Below are 13,593 nucleotides of genomic sequence, written 5' to 3'. Positions count from 1 at the left end.
CGCACTCAGCCGGTCGTCCGGATGAATCCGGCGATCCGCGCCGCGATGGCGTCGGGCGCATCCTCGAAACAGTAATGCCCGACACCCACCAGCCGCTCGACGGGCGCGGACGGAAACAGCGCAGTGAAGAGCGGCAGGAAATGTTCGGCGCCGAGTGTCCGGTCGGCGTCTCCCCAGATCGCGAGCGCGGGTTTCTCGCGTATCGCGCGCAATGCCGCCGCATCGGGCACTTCGAACCGGTGCGCGCCCGCGGCAAACCCGCGGGCCCATCCGATCGCGCCGAGACAGTCGGCCGGTTGCGCGAACGGCGCACCGTATGCGGCGATCCATGTGTCGGTGATGACTGCGTGGTTCTCGAAACCGTTCAGTTTCAGCGTGCTCAGGATGTTGAAGCCGAGCTGACCGAGCACGGTTTCGAGCGTGTCGTCGGCCGCCGCGCGCATGATCCACTGGAACCACGGCGCATCGCGACCGTTCGCATTCAGGCGCTCGACGAGATCGGGCTGGCCGAACGGCGTCGGCCCGTTCGCCGACACGATGCGCCGGATCCGGTCCGGATGACGCGCGGCGAGCCCCATGCCGACCGGGCCGCCGAAATCGTGCATCACGAGCGTGATGCGCTCGAGGCCGCGCGCGAGCACGAAGCGCTCGAGGTTGTCGATATGGTCCTGCAACCAGTAGCTGCGATCCTGCGGCGTCGCGCTTTTGCCGAATCCCATGTGATCGGGCACGACGATGCGGTGCGTCGGACGCAGCGCCGCAACCAGATGGCGGAACAGGTAACCCCACGTAGGTTCGCCATGCAGGCACAGAACGGTTTCGCCGTCGTGCGGACCTTCGTCCACGTAGTGCATCCGGAAGCCGGATGCGTCGTCGAAATGCGGGGTGAAAGGAAAGGTGCCGTCGAACGTGGCATCGGACCGGATCATCGAACGCTCCTTCGGTAGTCGGATAGTTTGGTTTCAAGTTGAAACCGAATCGAAGCGTAGGATATCGGGTTTCAAGTTGCAACCAAAAAGAGGGCCGCGGCAATCGACGGATGCTCGGCACGTTGGTGCGGGATGATGTGCCGGAACGGGGAAATGCCGGAATTTATAGGCCAGATGTACGAACTGAAGTGCCAATGAGACCCGAATCGGCCATGGCGTTCATCGATCGGGAACAGTCGAGCCCCGCGCGATTGATCTTTCGTGTGACGAGTTTTATATTGCAACCATTCATTTCAACGAGCGTAACCGCCGTTCCGGCCGCATTCCCGGAACGGCATTGCCTCATGCATCGATGAACAGACGAACCACGCACGAAGATTCCCTTTGCGGCGTTGCCCGCCCGCTGGACGCGATCGGCGACTGGTGGTCGCTGCTGATCGTCCGCGACGCGTTCGACGGGTTGCGCCGCTTCGGCGAATTCCAGAAGAACCTCGGGCTGGCCAAGAACATCCTGGCCGCGCGTCTGCGCAACCTGGTCGCGCACGGGATCATGGACATCGTGCCGGCCGCGGACGGCGGCGCGCATCACGAATACGTGCTGACCGAGAAAGGGCGCGGCCTGTTTCCGCTGCTCGTCGCATTGCGGCAGTGGGGCGAGGATTTCTTCTTCGAACCCGACGAGGCGCACGTGCTGCTCGTCGACCGGAAGACCGGGCTGCCCGTCAGGAAGCTCGAGCTGCGTTCGCAGGACGGGCGCGTGCTCGGGCCGGAGGACACGGTCGTGTTGCCGCCGCCGGACTGACGCGCCTGACGTGCGGCGATCGGCGATCGCGTCCGCGTTACCGCTTCAACAGCGCATGCGCGTGCACGATCTGCTCGGCGAGCTGGTTGATCGAGATGCGCCGCTCCATCGCCTGCGAGCGGATCTGCTGATATGCCTCTTCCTCGCTGATCGCGTTGTGCTGCATCAGCAGCGTCTTCGCTTCCTGCAGCGTGCGCGCGGACATCACGCGCTGTTCCAGCTGCGCGATGCGGCGCCGGTATTCGTCGTGCCGCCGGCTCTGGTGACACGCGAGCGCCATCGCGCTCAACAGGCCGAACGAACGCACCGGCGTCGTTACCGCGCTCTGCGCATCGATTCGCAGCATCAGTTCGAGGATCGTCGGGCTTTCGTAGGTCGTGACGGCGATGAGCGGCGGCCGCGCATCGTCCTCGAGCCATGGGATCGACAGGTGCAGCAGGTCGGGCCGGACCGCGAGGATCACGAGGTCGACACTCTCCGGCAGCGCGGCGGGCGGCGGCCAGCGCTGCTCGCTCGGGCAACCGATGCGCGAGAGCTGCTCGACGAGCAGCAGGCCGTTGTCGTCATCCGGGTAGTACACCATCACGCGCAGCGAGCGCAGTTCGGCGAGCAGGCGCGGCGTCGAGCGGATCGGGGTGCGGGCGCGCATCGTCGGTTACGCCTTCTGTTCGTCGGGCGCGTGCACGCGGTCGCCGAGCGAATGCGTGACGAGGTACGGATCGGGATGCACGCGCCGCGTCGCTTCGCGCACGATCGTGAAATTGCCGTCGGCCGTCGCGCAGCCGATGCGCGGGTACAGGCACGTGTGCTGCGTGAGCCGGTCGATCTTCACGCGGCCCTGCGGCGCGTCGAATTCCGCGTCAGCGAGATGTTCGACGAGGCGGTCGCGCTGGTCGGTGCCGGCGCGCGCGAGTGCATTGGCGAACAGGTGAACCTGGAAATACGCGGCTTCCCACGGCGCGGAGGCGTTCGCGTCGTCGCCGAAGCGCGCCTTGAGCTGCGCGATGCAGCGCCGGTTCACGTCCGAATCGATGGTCTGGAAGTAGGGCGACGACGTGTAGTGGCCGGCCGCGGCCGCGCCCATCTGACCGAGCTCGATCTCGGAGGTCGTCAGGCTCGCGATCGGCATCCTGCGTGCATCGAGACCGGCTTGCGCATACGCACGGTAGAACGCGGCCGTGCTGTCGCCGACGAGCGTGCTGAACACGAAGTCGGGCGCCTTCGCGCGGATGTCCTCGACGACCGCCGCGAAATCCTGCTCGGACGCGACGAGCGGCATGTAGACCTCGCCGAGGATCTGGCCTTCCGGATGCTGCGTGACGAGGTCGATCATGATGCGGTTCGACTCGTACGGGTAGATGTAGTCGGACCCGACGAGATACACGCGCGCACCGAACTGCGCGGTCATGAACGCAGCGAGCTGCACGCTGTTCTGGTTCGGGGCCGCACCTGTGTAGATCACGTTCGGCGAGAACTCGAAGCCTTCGTAGAGCGTCGGGTAGAACAGCAGCTTGTCCCACTTCTCGACGATCGGAATCAGCGCCTTGCGGCTGCTCGACATGTATCCGCCGAACAGCACGTTCACGCGCTCGGTGGCGATCAGTTCCTCGGCGAGCCGCGCATAGACGGCCGGGTCCGAACAGGCGTCGTGCACGACGGGCACGATCTCGCAGCCGTTCGCGCCGCCCGCTTCGTTGATCTCGGCGATCGCCTGCAGCGTGCCGCGCAACTGGCTCCGGCCAAGGTGCGACGTGCATCCGCTCTGCGAGAACAATACGCCAACCTTCACACTGTTCATTCGGTCGTTCCTGTCTCTTCCGGGTGGGGCCGTCACGCGGTCAGTCGTCCGGCCGCGTGCGCGACGACGGCCGGCAATGCGTCGCCGTTCGCCGCGTGCACGCAGCGCGGGCCGACGCCAAGTATTGTAGACAACCCGGGCGGCTCGCCGAACGACAGACCGGCAATCGCGACACCGCGCCGCCGGCCCAGGCGTGCCGCGTGACGCGCATCTTCGACGAGGTAGCGTGGGTCGAACACGTCGACGTCGGCGGCTTCGCCGTCGCCGATCAGCAGCACGGCGGCCCGCGCGCTCGCGGCTTCGCGGCGCAGCAAGGCCAGCGCATGCCGCAGTGCCGCGCCCGTGCGCGTGCTCATCCCGCTGTCGGCCGCGAGCAGCGCCGCGCGGCGGCCGGCGTCGAACGCTTCGCCGAAATCCTTGAAGCGCGCGTAGTACACGCGATGCCGTCCGTCCGACGTGTAGCCGTGCACGGCCCAGCGGCGCCGCTGCCGGTCGAACAGGTCGCCGAGCACGAACGCCGCGCGTTTCTCGAGCGTGGCGACCTGCGCGGCCGTCGACGCCGACAGGTCGAGCAGAATCAGCACGGGCCCGCGCGCGTCGTGCGGCACGCGGCGACGGAACACGCGCGGATCGGGCGCGTGCCCGGCGCACCGGGCGATGCGTGCGGCGATCGCCGCATCGACGTCGAGCGCATCGCCGTCGAGCTGGCGGCCCACGCGCCGCAGCAGCTCCGATGCGCGCGCGGCCGGCATTCGCTTTGCCGCGCGCCGGTCGGCGTCGATCAGTGCGGAAAGCGACGGCGGCGGCGCCGACGTGGCGGGCGCGCGTTCGACGATCGTTGTCCAGTCGCGTCGTTCGCGCTGCGTGTGGCAATTCCACTCGGGATAGTGCGGCGCATCGGGTGCGGACGGCGGTGCGTCGTCGCGCTCGTCGCTGTGGCCGCCGGTCGAGGCCGACATCTCGACGCCGTCGTTGCCCGCCTGTTCGGCCGCCGCGGTGGCCGGCTGCGCCCACAGCCACGCGTTGTCGTCGCGATAGGGCAGCCATGCGCCGTCGTCGGGTTCGAAGCGCACGCGCATCTGGCCGAGATCGTTCGCGAGCCTCGACGCAATCGTGCGAAACGCACGGTAATCGTCGAGCGTGTCGCGCCGCTCGGCGAACAGCTGCGCGCCCTTGTCGACCCACGGGTTGCCGTCGCGATACGACGGATCGAACAACGCTTTCGCGAGCCGCGCGCACAGGCAGCCGAACGTGAGCCCTTCACGGCCGATCGGTGCGAACGCCGGCGCCCAGAACGTTGCGAGCCCCGGCCATTCGCGGGCCAGCAGCGCCTCGACGCGCGCATCCTCGATCACGCCGGCGACGGCCGAACCGATCTGCGTCAGCGTGTCGGCCGGCTCGCCGGACGGCGAGTGCCGCCAGTGAGCCAGCGCGTGCGCGGCCGCCGCGATGCGCGCATCGGGCGGCAACGCACGGGGCACGCGCAGCGCGGCATGGCCGAGCGTCGCGCGCGGCGCCGCGTCGTCGAGGCGCACGTCGGTCTCGTGCGCGGTCATCCCGTGCAGGAAGCGGGCGAGTGGCAGTGCGCTCATGTCGCGAAGTACGCGGCGGCCATCGTCTGCAACGCGGCACGCGTGTCGGCGTCGTCGGTCGCCGCGTCGCTGATCGCGATCCGGCAGGCATCGAGTGGCGCGAGCCCCGCGACGATCAGCCTTGCCGCGTGCACGAGCAGGCGAGTCGACGCGCCTTCGTCGAGCCCGTTGCCTGCCTGCGCCAGCGCCCGCGTGCGCTGCGCGAGATCGACGAGCCGGCGCGTGGTTTCGCGGTCGGCGCCGCTTTCGCGCACGACGACGTCGGCCTCGTGCGCTGCATCCGGATAGCCGAAGTCGATTGCGACGAAACGTTGCCGCGTCGACGGCTTCAGCCGCCGGTGCTCGCCGTGATAGCCGGGGTTGTAGGAGATCACCAGATGGAAATCCGGATGCGCATGCACGACTTCGCCGAGCCGGTCGAGCGGCAGCACGCGCCGAGAATCGGTCAGCGGGTGGATCACGACCGTCGCGTCGGGGCGCGCCTCGACGATCTCGTCGAGATAGCAGATCGCGCCATGCCGTGCCGCGAGCGTGAGCGGCCCGTCGGCCCAGTAGGTGCCGTCGGCGTCGAGCAGGTGGCGGCCCGTCAGGTCGGCCGCCGACGTGTCGTCGTTGCACGCGACCTGGATCAGCGGCAGGCCCATGCGCCACGCCATGTATTCGACGAAACGCGTCTTGCCGCAGCCGGTCGGCCCTTTCAGCAGGACCGGCAGGTGATGGCGGCAGGCCGTCTCGAACCAGTCGGCCTCGGCACCGGCCGGCTGGTAGAACGGCACATCGGCGATGCGGTGCCCGGCGAGCGGATCGGTGGCCAGCGGCGTATCGCGTGCGCTCATTACCACCTCCCCGTCATCATCAGCATGCCGGGCAGCCAGCAGGTGCCGACGCCGATCGCGATCGTATAGCCGGGCAGGAAGCGCACGGTCCGCTTCAGCCCGAGCGCGACGAAGAACAGGAACCACAGGCTCGACCACAGCAGCCACATCGCCCCGAAACGCGCGTCGCTCGACGTGCCCGCATAGACGAGTGCGCTGATCGCGACGAACAGGCAATACCAGCCGAGGCCGGCGCCTTGCAGCCCGCGCCACTGGACGGCGGCGAGATACAGGTACGTGAACGCGAACAGCAGCCCGCCCGCGCTCGAGAAAAACTGCGGCGGCGCCGACGCCTGCACGAGGCCGGCGAGGTTGATCAGCAGCGCGAGCAGTCCGACGAGCAGGTTCAGGCCGGCCGCGTCGCGCGGTTCGATGCGGCCGGTGAGCGCGACGCCGTTGACGACCAGCACCGCGCCGATGAAAAAGAGAGCGACACCGAGCATGATGAAGGCTCCAGAGTGAGACGGCGCCGTTCGCGCAGGCAGCGCGAACGGCCGGGCGGGGCGCGGGTTCAGCGATGCGCGGGCGCTTCGGACGGAATGCCGTCGATCGGGCATTCGGGCGTGCCGGGTGTCGCGCGTGTCAGGCGTTCGACGGCCTGGCGCGTGCCGTCCGGGTCGTTCACCCAGTTCGCATAGAACTCGAACGGGCATTGCGCGACGCCGTTCGGCGATTCGCCGGAACCGATCTTGCCCGTGTAGCCGCGGTGCAGCAGCTTGTACAAGTGGTTCTGCGACTGCATGTTGCGGCGCGCGTCGCGGATCAGGCTCACCGACAGCTCCGCGTACTGCACGCCGTTCTCTTCCTCGCCGCATTCGCCGAGCGTGCGGCCGTCGAAGCCGACGATCGCCGAGTGGCCGAAATACGAGTACACGCCGTCGAATCCGGACGCATTCGCGACTGCCACGTAGCAGTTGTTCATGAACGCCATCGCTTTCGACACGAGCACCTGCTGGTCCTTCGCCGGATACATGTAGCCCTGGCAGCGCACGACGAGCTCGGCGCCGCGCATCACGCAGTCGCGCCAGATCTCCGGGTAGTTGCCGTCGTCGCAGATGATCAGGCTGATCTTCAGCCCCTTCGGCCCTTCGGCGACGTACGTGCAGTCGCCCGGATACCAGCCTTCGATCGGCACCCACGGCATGATCTTGCGGTACTTCTGCACGATCTTGCCCTGGTTGTTGATCAGCACGAGCGTGTTGTACGGCGCCTTGTCCGGGTGTTCCTCGTGGCGCTCGCCGGTCAGCGAGAACACGCCCCACACGTTCGCCTTGCGGCACGCGGCCGCGAAGATGTCGGTTTCCTCGCCGGGGATCGTCGATGCGGTGTCATACATCTCCTTCGCGTCGTACATGATCCCGTGCGTCGAATACTCGGGAAACACGATGAGGTCCATGCCGGGCAGGCCGCGCTTGATGCCGACCACGCGCTCCGCGATTTCGCGGGCGTTCGCGATCACGTCGGCGCGCGTATGCAGGCGCGGCATCTTGTACTGGACGACGGCGACGCCGACGGCGTCGTTGCTGCTGGAAATATCGCCATGACGCATGGTGTGCTCCTGGTTCGGGTGAAGACGTGCGTTTTCGAAAGACAAAAAAAAGCCCTTGCCTCGACGAGCGAGGCAAGGGCTTCTTTGCCGGTCCGTTCATCCGACAACGCTGTCGGATAACGGGAATGCGGATGGGCGGCCCGAAACGGGGCCGGCGAAGCGCGGGCTAGCGGGCGCGCGCTGCGCACGATCGTGGGACGTCTTTGTCCGCCGGATCGATGGGATGCACTCTAGGCAAAGTTTTTTTTGGACGCAACATCGCGTATACCCCTGCACGCGGTGAGGGCGCGGCGTGCGCCCGGGATCGTGTATTGCGCCGCGCGATCGAGCGGGGTCGGACGTACGCTTGCGTGAACGACGGCGCATTGTCGTTCCGCGCCGGCTTCGATGGATCGGCCGGCCGGCGCGTCGGCATCGGCCATCAAGGTTGCGTGTACAACCTTTTTGCGCGATGCCGATGCGCGATGCGCGCCGACCCACGCTCAACTACGCTTAACCGCGCTCGCTCACCGCATTGCTTTCGAGAAAGCTGTCCACCGCGATCAACGACTGCTCGTCGAGCGTGCCGAGCACGCTTTTCAGCTTCAGCTGCAGCTTCAGCGCATCGAGATAGCTGTCGAACAGCTTCTGCCGGATACCCGAGATGTCGCGCCGCAGGTTCAGCGTTTCGTACGTCGTGCTGTAACCGACCTGATGCGCCTTCATCGACGAATCGTATGCGAGCCGCGCGGCCTGCAGCGACTGCTGCAGCGCGCGGATGCGCTTGCCGACCGATTCGAGCGCGGACAGCGCCTCGCGATGATCGGTGCCCAGTTGCTCCTCGACTTCGCGCAGCCGGTTGCGGTACTGCTCGGTCACGTGCTCGGCTTCCACCTGCCGGTAGTACACGCTGCCGCCCGAGAAGATCGGGATCGTCACCTGCACGCCGACCGCGCTCTGATGGAAGTCGGAGCGATCGGTGAGCCCGCGCAGGTTCGGGTTGAGCCCGCGCGAATACGACGCGAACAGGTCGACGGTCGGCAAGTGCTCGGCGCTGACGCGCTTCGCGGCGAGCCGCGCGACCTGGACGTCGCGGTACGCCTGCCGGTACGCGGGGTTGTCCTGCGGCGCGTATTCGCCCGACGGAATGCGCGGCGACGAGCCGCGCATCGCGAGCCGCGGCCAGCGCGAGAAATCGATCGTCGAACCGAGCAGCGTCTCGTAGCGCGCGCGGCGCGCGTCCACGTCGGTTTGCGCGAGGGCTTCGTCGGATTGCGCAAGACTGCGGCGCGCCTCGATTTCGGCCGTGTCGCCGATCGTCTTCATGCCGAGCTGTGCCATGCGTCGCGTATCGCTTTCGAGCCGGGTGAGCGCGTTCACTTCGTCGTCGGCCGACTGCAGTTTCTCGCGCGCGCTCAGCAGGTCGAAGCACGCGTTCGCGACGCGCAGGATCAGGTCCTGCTTCGCGACTTCGAGTTTCTGTTTCGCCGATTCCTCGTACTCGGTCGCGCGCCGCATGTCGTACAGGTAGGGCACGTTGAACAGCGCCTGCGTGACCTGCGCGGAACCGTATGCGGCATTGCTCGATCCGCTGACGTCGATGCCGAACAGGTTCGCGTGCGTACCGTAGCGTCCCCATTCGAGTTGCGCGGCGGCCTGCGGCAACATCTGCGCGCGTGCTTCGGGGAATTTCTGGCGGGCCGCATCGTATTCGCTGCGCGCCTGCAGGTAGCGCGGATCGTGCACGACCGCGTACTGGTAGGCGGTGTCGAGGCAGAACGCGCGCGCGTTCGCCGACAGGCCGGCTATCGTTACAGCGAACAATGTCACGGTTGCAAGTCGGGGATTCCACCTAGTCGTAAAACTTGATAGGGAATTACCCGAATTCCGCGTCGCCGATCCGTAATTCGCGCGCCTCGTTTCAAACATGGCCGTCTCCGTCTCCTGCCCGTGCCGCAATGCATCGCGGCGGGATTTAAACGTATTGAAATTGAAATTCAAACAGAATGAATGCCTGCCATCCGTGGCGCACCGGAAAACGCGCCTGTAAGAGTGTGTCCTCCATTGAATTCCGATGCGCCCGCATGATAGCCTGATTTCGGCTCGTAATCGCAGTGATTATTAGATTAACAAGTCGCTAGGGATTAAAAGCCGTTTGTCTTTCAATGAAGGTTCTTTGCATCATCTTTATTTTTTACGAGGAGAGAATGATGAAGGTCATGACGACGGAACAGGTCAGGAATGTGCATGGCGGCGGTGCGATCAGCTCGCTGGGTAGCCTCGCCGTTGACGCCGCGCCGGTGGTGACCGCGCTCGGCCAGTTCCTGCCGAGCCTCGGCAATTACCTGCAGAACCCGAAGACGTTCAATAACACCGGCAAGTAACCGCCGTGCGCGGGGAGGCGCCCCCCGCGCGAAATGCTGCGATACAGAAGGAAAAGAATCGATCGCCGAAGTGGCAATAAAGCGAATCCGGAATGCATTATTTCCGGTTCGGGCGATTATCAGGAGGCGGGAGTGCCAGATTATCCCCGTAATAAAGTTAACGGCCATTGAGATTGCAATTGGCTGACGGTGGCGGGCATTCCGACAATATAAAGGCCACAACAAATGCGAGACATCACGGAAGAACAGGCCCGCCAGATTCGCGGCGGCGCGTCGCTTTACTCCAATTCGGCCGCCTACACGGTCGATCTCGTCAACCAGTCGATCGGGACCACGCTGCAGGGCCTGATGACCCAGTACCAGACCCGCGCCGTCGAACAGTTCCGGATGTCGCTCGGCTCGTCGCGCTGAGCGGCCCGCCAGGCGGCCGGTAACACCGGTCTTCCGTCGCAGCCGGCAGCGTGCCGGCTGTGCCCTTGCGTATCGCGCACGACCCGCCACGGGCCCGCATCGGCAGGCCCGGGCGGCGTGTCGTCGCGCCTCGGGTGCCCGACCATGCTCTTCAATACGCGTAAAGTCCGTCCGGTCCTGCAGGACGAGGTGACGGAGTGCGGCCTGGCCTGCCTCGCGATGATCGCGTCGTGGCACGGGCGCGAAACGACGTTGCGCACGCTGCGCAACCGCTATCCGGTCCGGATCGATTCCGGGCTGTCGTTCTTCGACCTGATGGAGATCTCGAACGATCTCGGCCTGCGCGCACGCGGGCTGCAGTTCGACGCGGGCGAACTCGACGCGCTCAAGACGCCGTGCATCCTGCACTGGGGGATGAACCACTATGTCGTGTTGACGAAGGTCGGCTACGGCAGCGTGCACATCGTCGATCCGGCGCTCGGCGAAACGAAGCTGCCGCTCGCGCAGGCGCTCACGCACATCACGGGCTACGCGCTCGAACTGAATCCCGATATCGGCTTCACGCGGGCGGGGCGGGCCGACCGGATCCGGCTGCGCGACTACCTCGAAGGGCTGACCGGCATCCGCAAGAGCCTCGCGATCGGCATCGCGGGCGGCGTCGCCGCGCAGTTCCTGCTGCTGCTCGGCCCGTCGTACGTGCAACTGACGATCGACGAGGCGCTGAAGAAGACCGACGTCGACATCCTGTACCTGCTGACGATCCTGTTCGCGATCGTGTTCCTGTTCGACACGCTCTACGCGAACCTCGTCGGCAACATCAAGAGCTACCTGCGCAACATCGTGTCGCAGCAGTTGTCGGCGAACATGGTCGGGCATCTCGCGCGGCTGCCAATCGGCTATTTCCTGTTCCACAACACCGGCGATTCGATCTCGCGCGTGTCGTCGGTGTCGGAGGTCGGGCGGTTTCTCGTCGACGGGTTGGTCGGCGGGCTGCTCAATATCGTCACCTGCACGCTGACGCTCGTGCTGATGCTGTACTACAGCCCGGTGCTGGCCGGCATCAGCCTGGCCGGGATGGTGCTGTTCGCGCTCAGCCGGCTCGCGATCCAGCCGCAGCTGCAGGACGCGATGTCGCAGATCCTCACGCGCGGCGCGGAAGCCGACGCACTGCTGATCGAGAACATCCGCTCCGCGCACTCGATCAAGCTGCTGTCGGCCGAAACCGCGCGCAGCAGCCTGTGGGTCAACGCGTTCACGCAGAAGCTGCAGGCGATGCGCCAGCAGGAGCGGCTGCAACTGCTGTTCGATGCGGTGTCGAAGGGGATCGTGCACGTCGAGCAGCTCGTGATCGTCACATACGGCGCGTGGCTCGTCATGCACGGGCAGAGCACGATCGGCGTGATCTACGCGTTCATCCAGTACAAGAACCTGTTCGCGGACAAGTTCATCGATTCGATCCAGCTCTACGTGCGCCGCAAGGTGTTGCAGGTGCACATGGACCGCGTCGCCGACGTGTTGCAGACCGAGACCGAGGAACCCGCGCCGGACGCGGTCGTGCGGCCCGTCGACGGTTTCGACGGCACGCTCTCCATCCGCGCGCTGTCGTACACGCCGAAGGGCGGCAACCGCCCGATCCTGCGCGACATCGCGCTCGACGTGCCGGCCGGCAGCAAGATCGCGATCGTCGGCCGCACCGGCAGCGGCAAGACGACGCTGCTGAACCTGATCTGCGGGCTCGTGCGGCCGGAGCCCGGCACGCTGTTCGTCGGCGGCGTCGATCTCGCGGAAGTGAACCTGCGGCAGTACCGCAAGCATCTCGCGGCCGTCACGCAGTCCGACCAGCTGTTTCGCGGCACGATCCGCGACAACATCACGAACTTCGCGCCCGCGCCGCGCATCGGCGCGATGTTCGACGCGGCGAAGCTCGCGTGCATCCACGACGAGATCGAGCGGCTCGACCATCGCTACGACACGCCGCTCGGCGATACGCAGAAATTCCTGTCGGCCGGGCAGATGCAGCGGCTCCTGATCGCGCGGGCGCTGTATTGCGAGCCGCGCCTGCTGATCCTCGACGAATTCTCGTCGAACCTCGATCAGGCGACGACCCACGAGATCTGCCGCAACGTGCTGACGCTGCCGTGCACGATCGTGCTCGTCACGCACGACGCGTCGATCCTGTCGATGGTCGACCGGATCTACCAGATGCACGACGGCGTATTGACCGACGCGACCGATGCGTGGCGCGCGGCCGAGGAGGCACGGTGATGCTCGGGCGACTCTTCCTGCTCAATCCTTTCTCGTATGCGTTCCTGGTGCGGCGCGCGGTGCGGGCCGTCGCGCTGCGCACGTCGCCGGCGCGCGGGCTGCGGCTGATGCGCTGGTGCTCGGGCGCCTGCCTGCGCTGCTTTCCGTGCATTCGCGAGTCGATCGAGCGCGCGGTCGCATACATGCTGAGGGCGCACCTGAACGACGATCCGCGACGCGTGCGGGACGTCTCGGCGGCGATCGTGCGCGAACTGTTCGAAGCGGAATTCGCGGGGCTCAAGCTGCGCACGCACAGCCTCGAATCGATGAAGTCGATGATCGACGGGATGGCGTGCGAAGGCGACGAGCAGCTGCGGGCGGCACTCGCGCGCGGCGGCCCGCTGATGCTCGCGGGGCTGCACTTCGGCAACCTGATGCTGTTCGTCACGAAGCTGCGCTTCATGATCCCCGACGACCGCAAGCTGATGGTGATCCTGCACCGTGATGCACCCGGCGCGTTCTTCGACGATGCGCTGCGGCTCGTCGCCGAATACGGTGCCGGCGAAGTCGAGTTCATCGACATCGAGGAGCGCGTGCACCTGCGGCGGCTGATCACGAGCCTGCGGCGCGAGGCGCCCGTGTTCCTGCTGTTCTCCGACCTGCACGGCAAGTTCGGCAAGACCAACCGCTGCCGGCTCGGCGGCCGATGGGTGCGGATGGCCGGCGGCGGCGTGAAGCTCGCGGTCGAGCAGGGGATTCCGCTGCTCGTCGCGTATGCGACGGGCGTGCCGTTCCGCGATCGCTGCGCGGTGCATTTCACCGAGCTGGCGGCCAGCCCGCTCGCGCCGATGCTCGGCGCGGACGACGACGCGTCGCCGGTGCGCGCCACGCACCAGCGCATCGTCGACCGTCTCGAACAGGCGCTCGTGCGGCAGCCCGAGCAGTGGCATTTCTGGGAACACTTCACGCCTTACCTGATGCCGACGCCGCTGCTCGATGCGGCCGCGCGGCGTCGCTCCTGACGAGCCTG

Annotated in this window: 13 protein-coding genes; 5 read left to right on the top strand and 8 right to left on the bottom strand. The window is 66.5% G+C overall.

Going from position 1 to position 13,593, the window contains the following annotated elements:
- Positions 1-5 precede the first annotated feature (5 nt).
- The gene (locus ACTJLD_RS27920; RefSeq protein WP_124814848.1) at positions 6-929 is read right to left on the bottom strand and encodes an alpha/beta fold hydrolase; all 924 of its coding nucleotides are present in this window, start codon (positions 927-929) and stop codon (positions 6-8) included.
- 352 nt (positions 930-1,281) lie between these two features.
- Here ACTJLD_RS27920 and ACTJLD_RS27915 point away from each other — a divergent pair, with 352 nt between their 5' ends.
- Positions 1,282-1,731: a winged helix-turn-helix transcriptional regulator gene (locus ACTJLD_RS27915; protein WP_027791380.1), complete on the top strand. Its 450-nt coding sequence runs from the start codon at positions 1,282-1,284 to the stop codon at positions 1,729-1,731.
- Positions 1,732-1,768: 37 nt separating this feature from the next.
- Here ACTJLD_RS27915 and ACTJLD_RS27910 read toward each other — a convergent pair whose 3' ends face one another.
- The 7 genes from ACTJLD_RS27910 to ACTJLD_RS27880 all read right to left on the bottom strand — a co-directional run bounded on the left by ACTJLD_RS27910 (position 1,769) and on the right by ACTJLD_RS27880 (position 9,453).
- On the bottom strand, positions 1,769-2,380 hold the full coding sequence (locus ACTJLD_RS27910; RefSeq protein WP_027791381.1) for an ANTAR domain-containing response regulator: 612 nt from the start codon (positions 2,378-2,380) through the stop codon (positions 1,769-1,771).
- Between the two features lie 6 nt (positions 2,381-2,386).
- The gene (locus ACTJLD_RS27905; protein WP_060194670.1) at positions 2,387-3,529 is read right to left on the bottom strand and encodes a transporter substrate-binding domain-containing protein; all 1,143 of its coding nucleotides are present in this window, start codon (positions 3,527-3,529) and stop codon (positions 2,387-2,389) included.
- Positions 3,530-3,561: 32 nt separating this feature from the next.
- Positions 3,562-5,121, bottom strand: coding sequence for a nitric oxide reductase activation protein (locus tag ACTJLD_RS27900; protein ID WP_440660062.1), 1,560 nt, complete (start codon positions 5,119-5,121; stop codon positions 3,562-3,564).
- On the bottom strand, positions 5,118-5,957 hold the full coding sequence (locus ACTJLD_RS27895; protein WP_440660060.1) for a CbbQ/NirQ/NorQ/GpvN family protein: 840 nt from the start codon (positions 5,955-5,957) through the stop codon (positions 5,118-5,120). The genes ACTJLD_RS27900 and ACTJLD_RS27895 overlap by 4 nt, the downstream gene beginning before the upstream one ends.
- Entirely contained in the window at positions 5,957-6,439 is a 483-nt protein-coding gene (locus ACTJLD_RS27890) for an AmiS/UreI family transporter (protein ID WP_021159494.1), read from the bottom strand. The genes ACTJLD_RS27895 and ACTJLD_RS27890 overlap by 1 nt, the downstream gene beginning before the upstream one ends.
- Before the next feature lie 68 nt (positions 6,440-6,507).
- Positions 6,508-7,545 carry an aliphatic amidase gene (locus ACTJLD_RS27885; RefSeq protein ID WP_440660057.1) on the bottom strand — a complete coding sequence of 346 codons (1,038 nt, stop codon included), beginning with the start codon at positions 7,543-7,545 and terminating at the stop codon, positions 6,508-6,510.
- 492 nt (positions 7,546-8,037) lie between these two features.
- On the bottom strand, positions 8,038-9,453 hold the full coding sequence (locus ACTJLD_RS27880; protein ID WP_060085144.1) for a TolC family protein: 1,416 nt from the start codon (positions 9,451-9,453) through the stop codon (positions 8,038-8,040).
- Between the two features lie 278 nt (positions 9,454-9,731).
- On the opposite strand from ACTJLD_RS27880, the gene ACTJLD_RS27875 reads away from it, so the two are divergent.
- The 4 genes from ACTJLD_RS27875 (at position 9,732) to ACTJLD_RS27860 (ending at position 13,585) form a co-directional block, all read left to right on the top strand.
- Complete coding sequence (locus tag ACTJLD_RS27875; RefSeq protein WP_006479216.1) at positions 9,732-9,908, top strand: hypothetical protein; 177 nt, start codon at positions 9,732-9,734, stop codon at positions 9,906-9,908.
- A 225-nt stretch (positions 9,909-10,133) separates the two neighbouring features.
- Positions 10,134-10,319: a hypothetical protein gene (locus ACTJLD_RS27870; protein ID WP_027791386.1), complete on the top strand. Its 186-nt coding sequence runs from the start codon at positions 10,134-10,136 to the stop codon at positions 10,317-10,319.
- 144 nt (positions 10,320-10,463) lie between these two features.
- Positions 10,464-12,584: a peptidase domain-containing ABC transporter gene (locus tag ACTJLD_RS27865; protein ID WP_146253257.1), complete on the top strand. Its 2,121-nt coding sequence runs from the start codon at positions 10,464-10,466 to the stop codon at positions 12,582-12,584.
- Entirely contained in the window at positions 12,581-13,585 is a 1,005-nt protein-coding gene (locus ACTJLD_RS27860; RefSeq protein WP_440660054.1) for a hypothetical protein, read from the top strand. Before ACTJLD_RS27865 ends, ACTJLD_RS27860 begins: the two co-directional genes overlap by 4 nt.
- Positions 13,586-13,593 lie beyond the last annotated feature (8 nt).

It is taken from the genome of Burkholderia sp. 22088 (assembly GCF_052045915.1).
In the GTDB taxonomy this organism is placed as follows: Bacteria; Pseudomonadota; Gammaproteobacteria; order Burkholderiales; family Burkholderiaceae; genus Burkholderia; species Burkholderia cepacia.
The sequence above is the reverse complement of the archived record's forward strand: the minus strand, read 5'-3'. Positions and strand labels throughout refer to the sequence as shown.

Bases quoted from the DNA above. Each gene is read 5' to 3' on its own strand.
- ACTJLD_RS27920 (WP_124814848.1), bottom strand. From the start codon at position 929: ATGATCCGGTCCGATGCCACGTTCGACGGCACCTTTCCTTTCACCCCG.
- ACTJLD_RS27915 (WP_027791380.1), top strand. From the start codon at position 1,282: ATGAACAGACGAACCACGCACGAAGATTCCCTTTGCGGCGTTGCCCGC.
- ACTJLD_RS27910 (WP_027791381.1), bottom strand. From the start codon at position 2,380: ATGCGCGCCCGCACCCCGATCCGCTCGACGCCGCGCCTGCTCGCCGAA.
- ACTJLD_RS27905 (WP_060194670.1), bottom strand. From the start codon at position 3,529: ATGAACAGTGTGAAGGTTGGCGTATTGTTCTCGCAGAGCGGATGCACG.
- ACTJLD_RS27900 (WP_440660062.1), bottom strand. From the start codon at position 5,121: ATGAGCGCACTGCCACTCGCCCGCTTCCTGCACGGGATGACCGCGCAC.
- ACTJLD_RS27895 (WP_440660060.1), bottom strand. From the start codon at position 5,957: ATGAGCGCACGCGATACGCCGCTGGCCACCGATCCGCTCGCCGGGCAC.
- ACTJLD_RS27890 (WP_021159494.1), bottom strand. From the start codon at position 6,439: ATGCTCGGTGTCGCTCTCTTTTTCATCGGCGCGGTGCTGGTCGTCAAC.
- ACTJLD_RS27885 (WP_440660057.1), bottom strand. From the start codon at position 7,545: ATGCGTCATGGCGATATTTCCAGCAGCAACGACGCCGTCGGCGTCGCC.
- ACTJLD_RS27880 (WP_060085144.1), bottom strand. From the start codon at position 9,453: ATGTTTGAAACGAGGCGCGCGAATTACGGATCGGCGACGCGGAATTCG.
- ACTJLD_RS27875 (WP_006479216.1), top strand. From the start codon at position 9,732: ATGATGAAGGTCATGACGACGGAACAGGTCAGGAATGTGCATGGCGGC.
- ACTJLD_RS27870 (WP_027791386.1), top strand. From the start codon at position 10,134: ATGCGAGACATCACGGAAGAACAGGCCCGCCAGATTCGCGGCGGCGCG.
- ACTJLD_RS27865 (WP_146253257.1), top strand. From the start codon at position 10,464: ATGCTCTTCAATACGCGTAAAGTCCGTCCGGTCCTGCAGGACGAGGTG.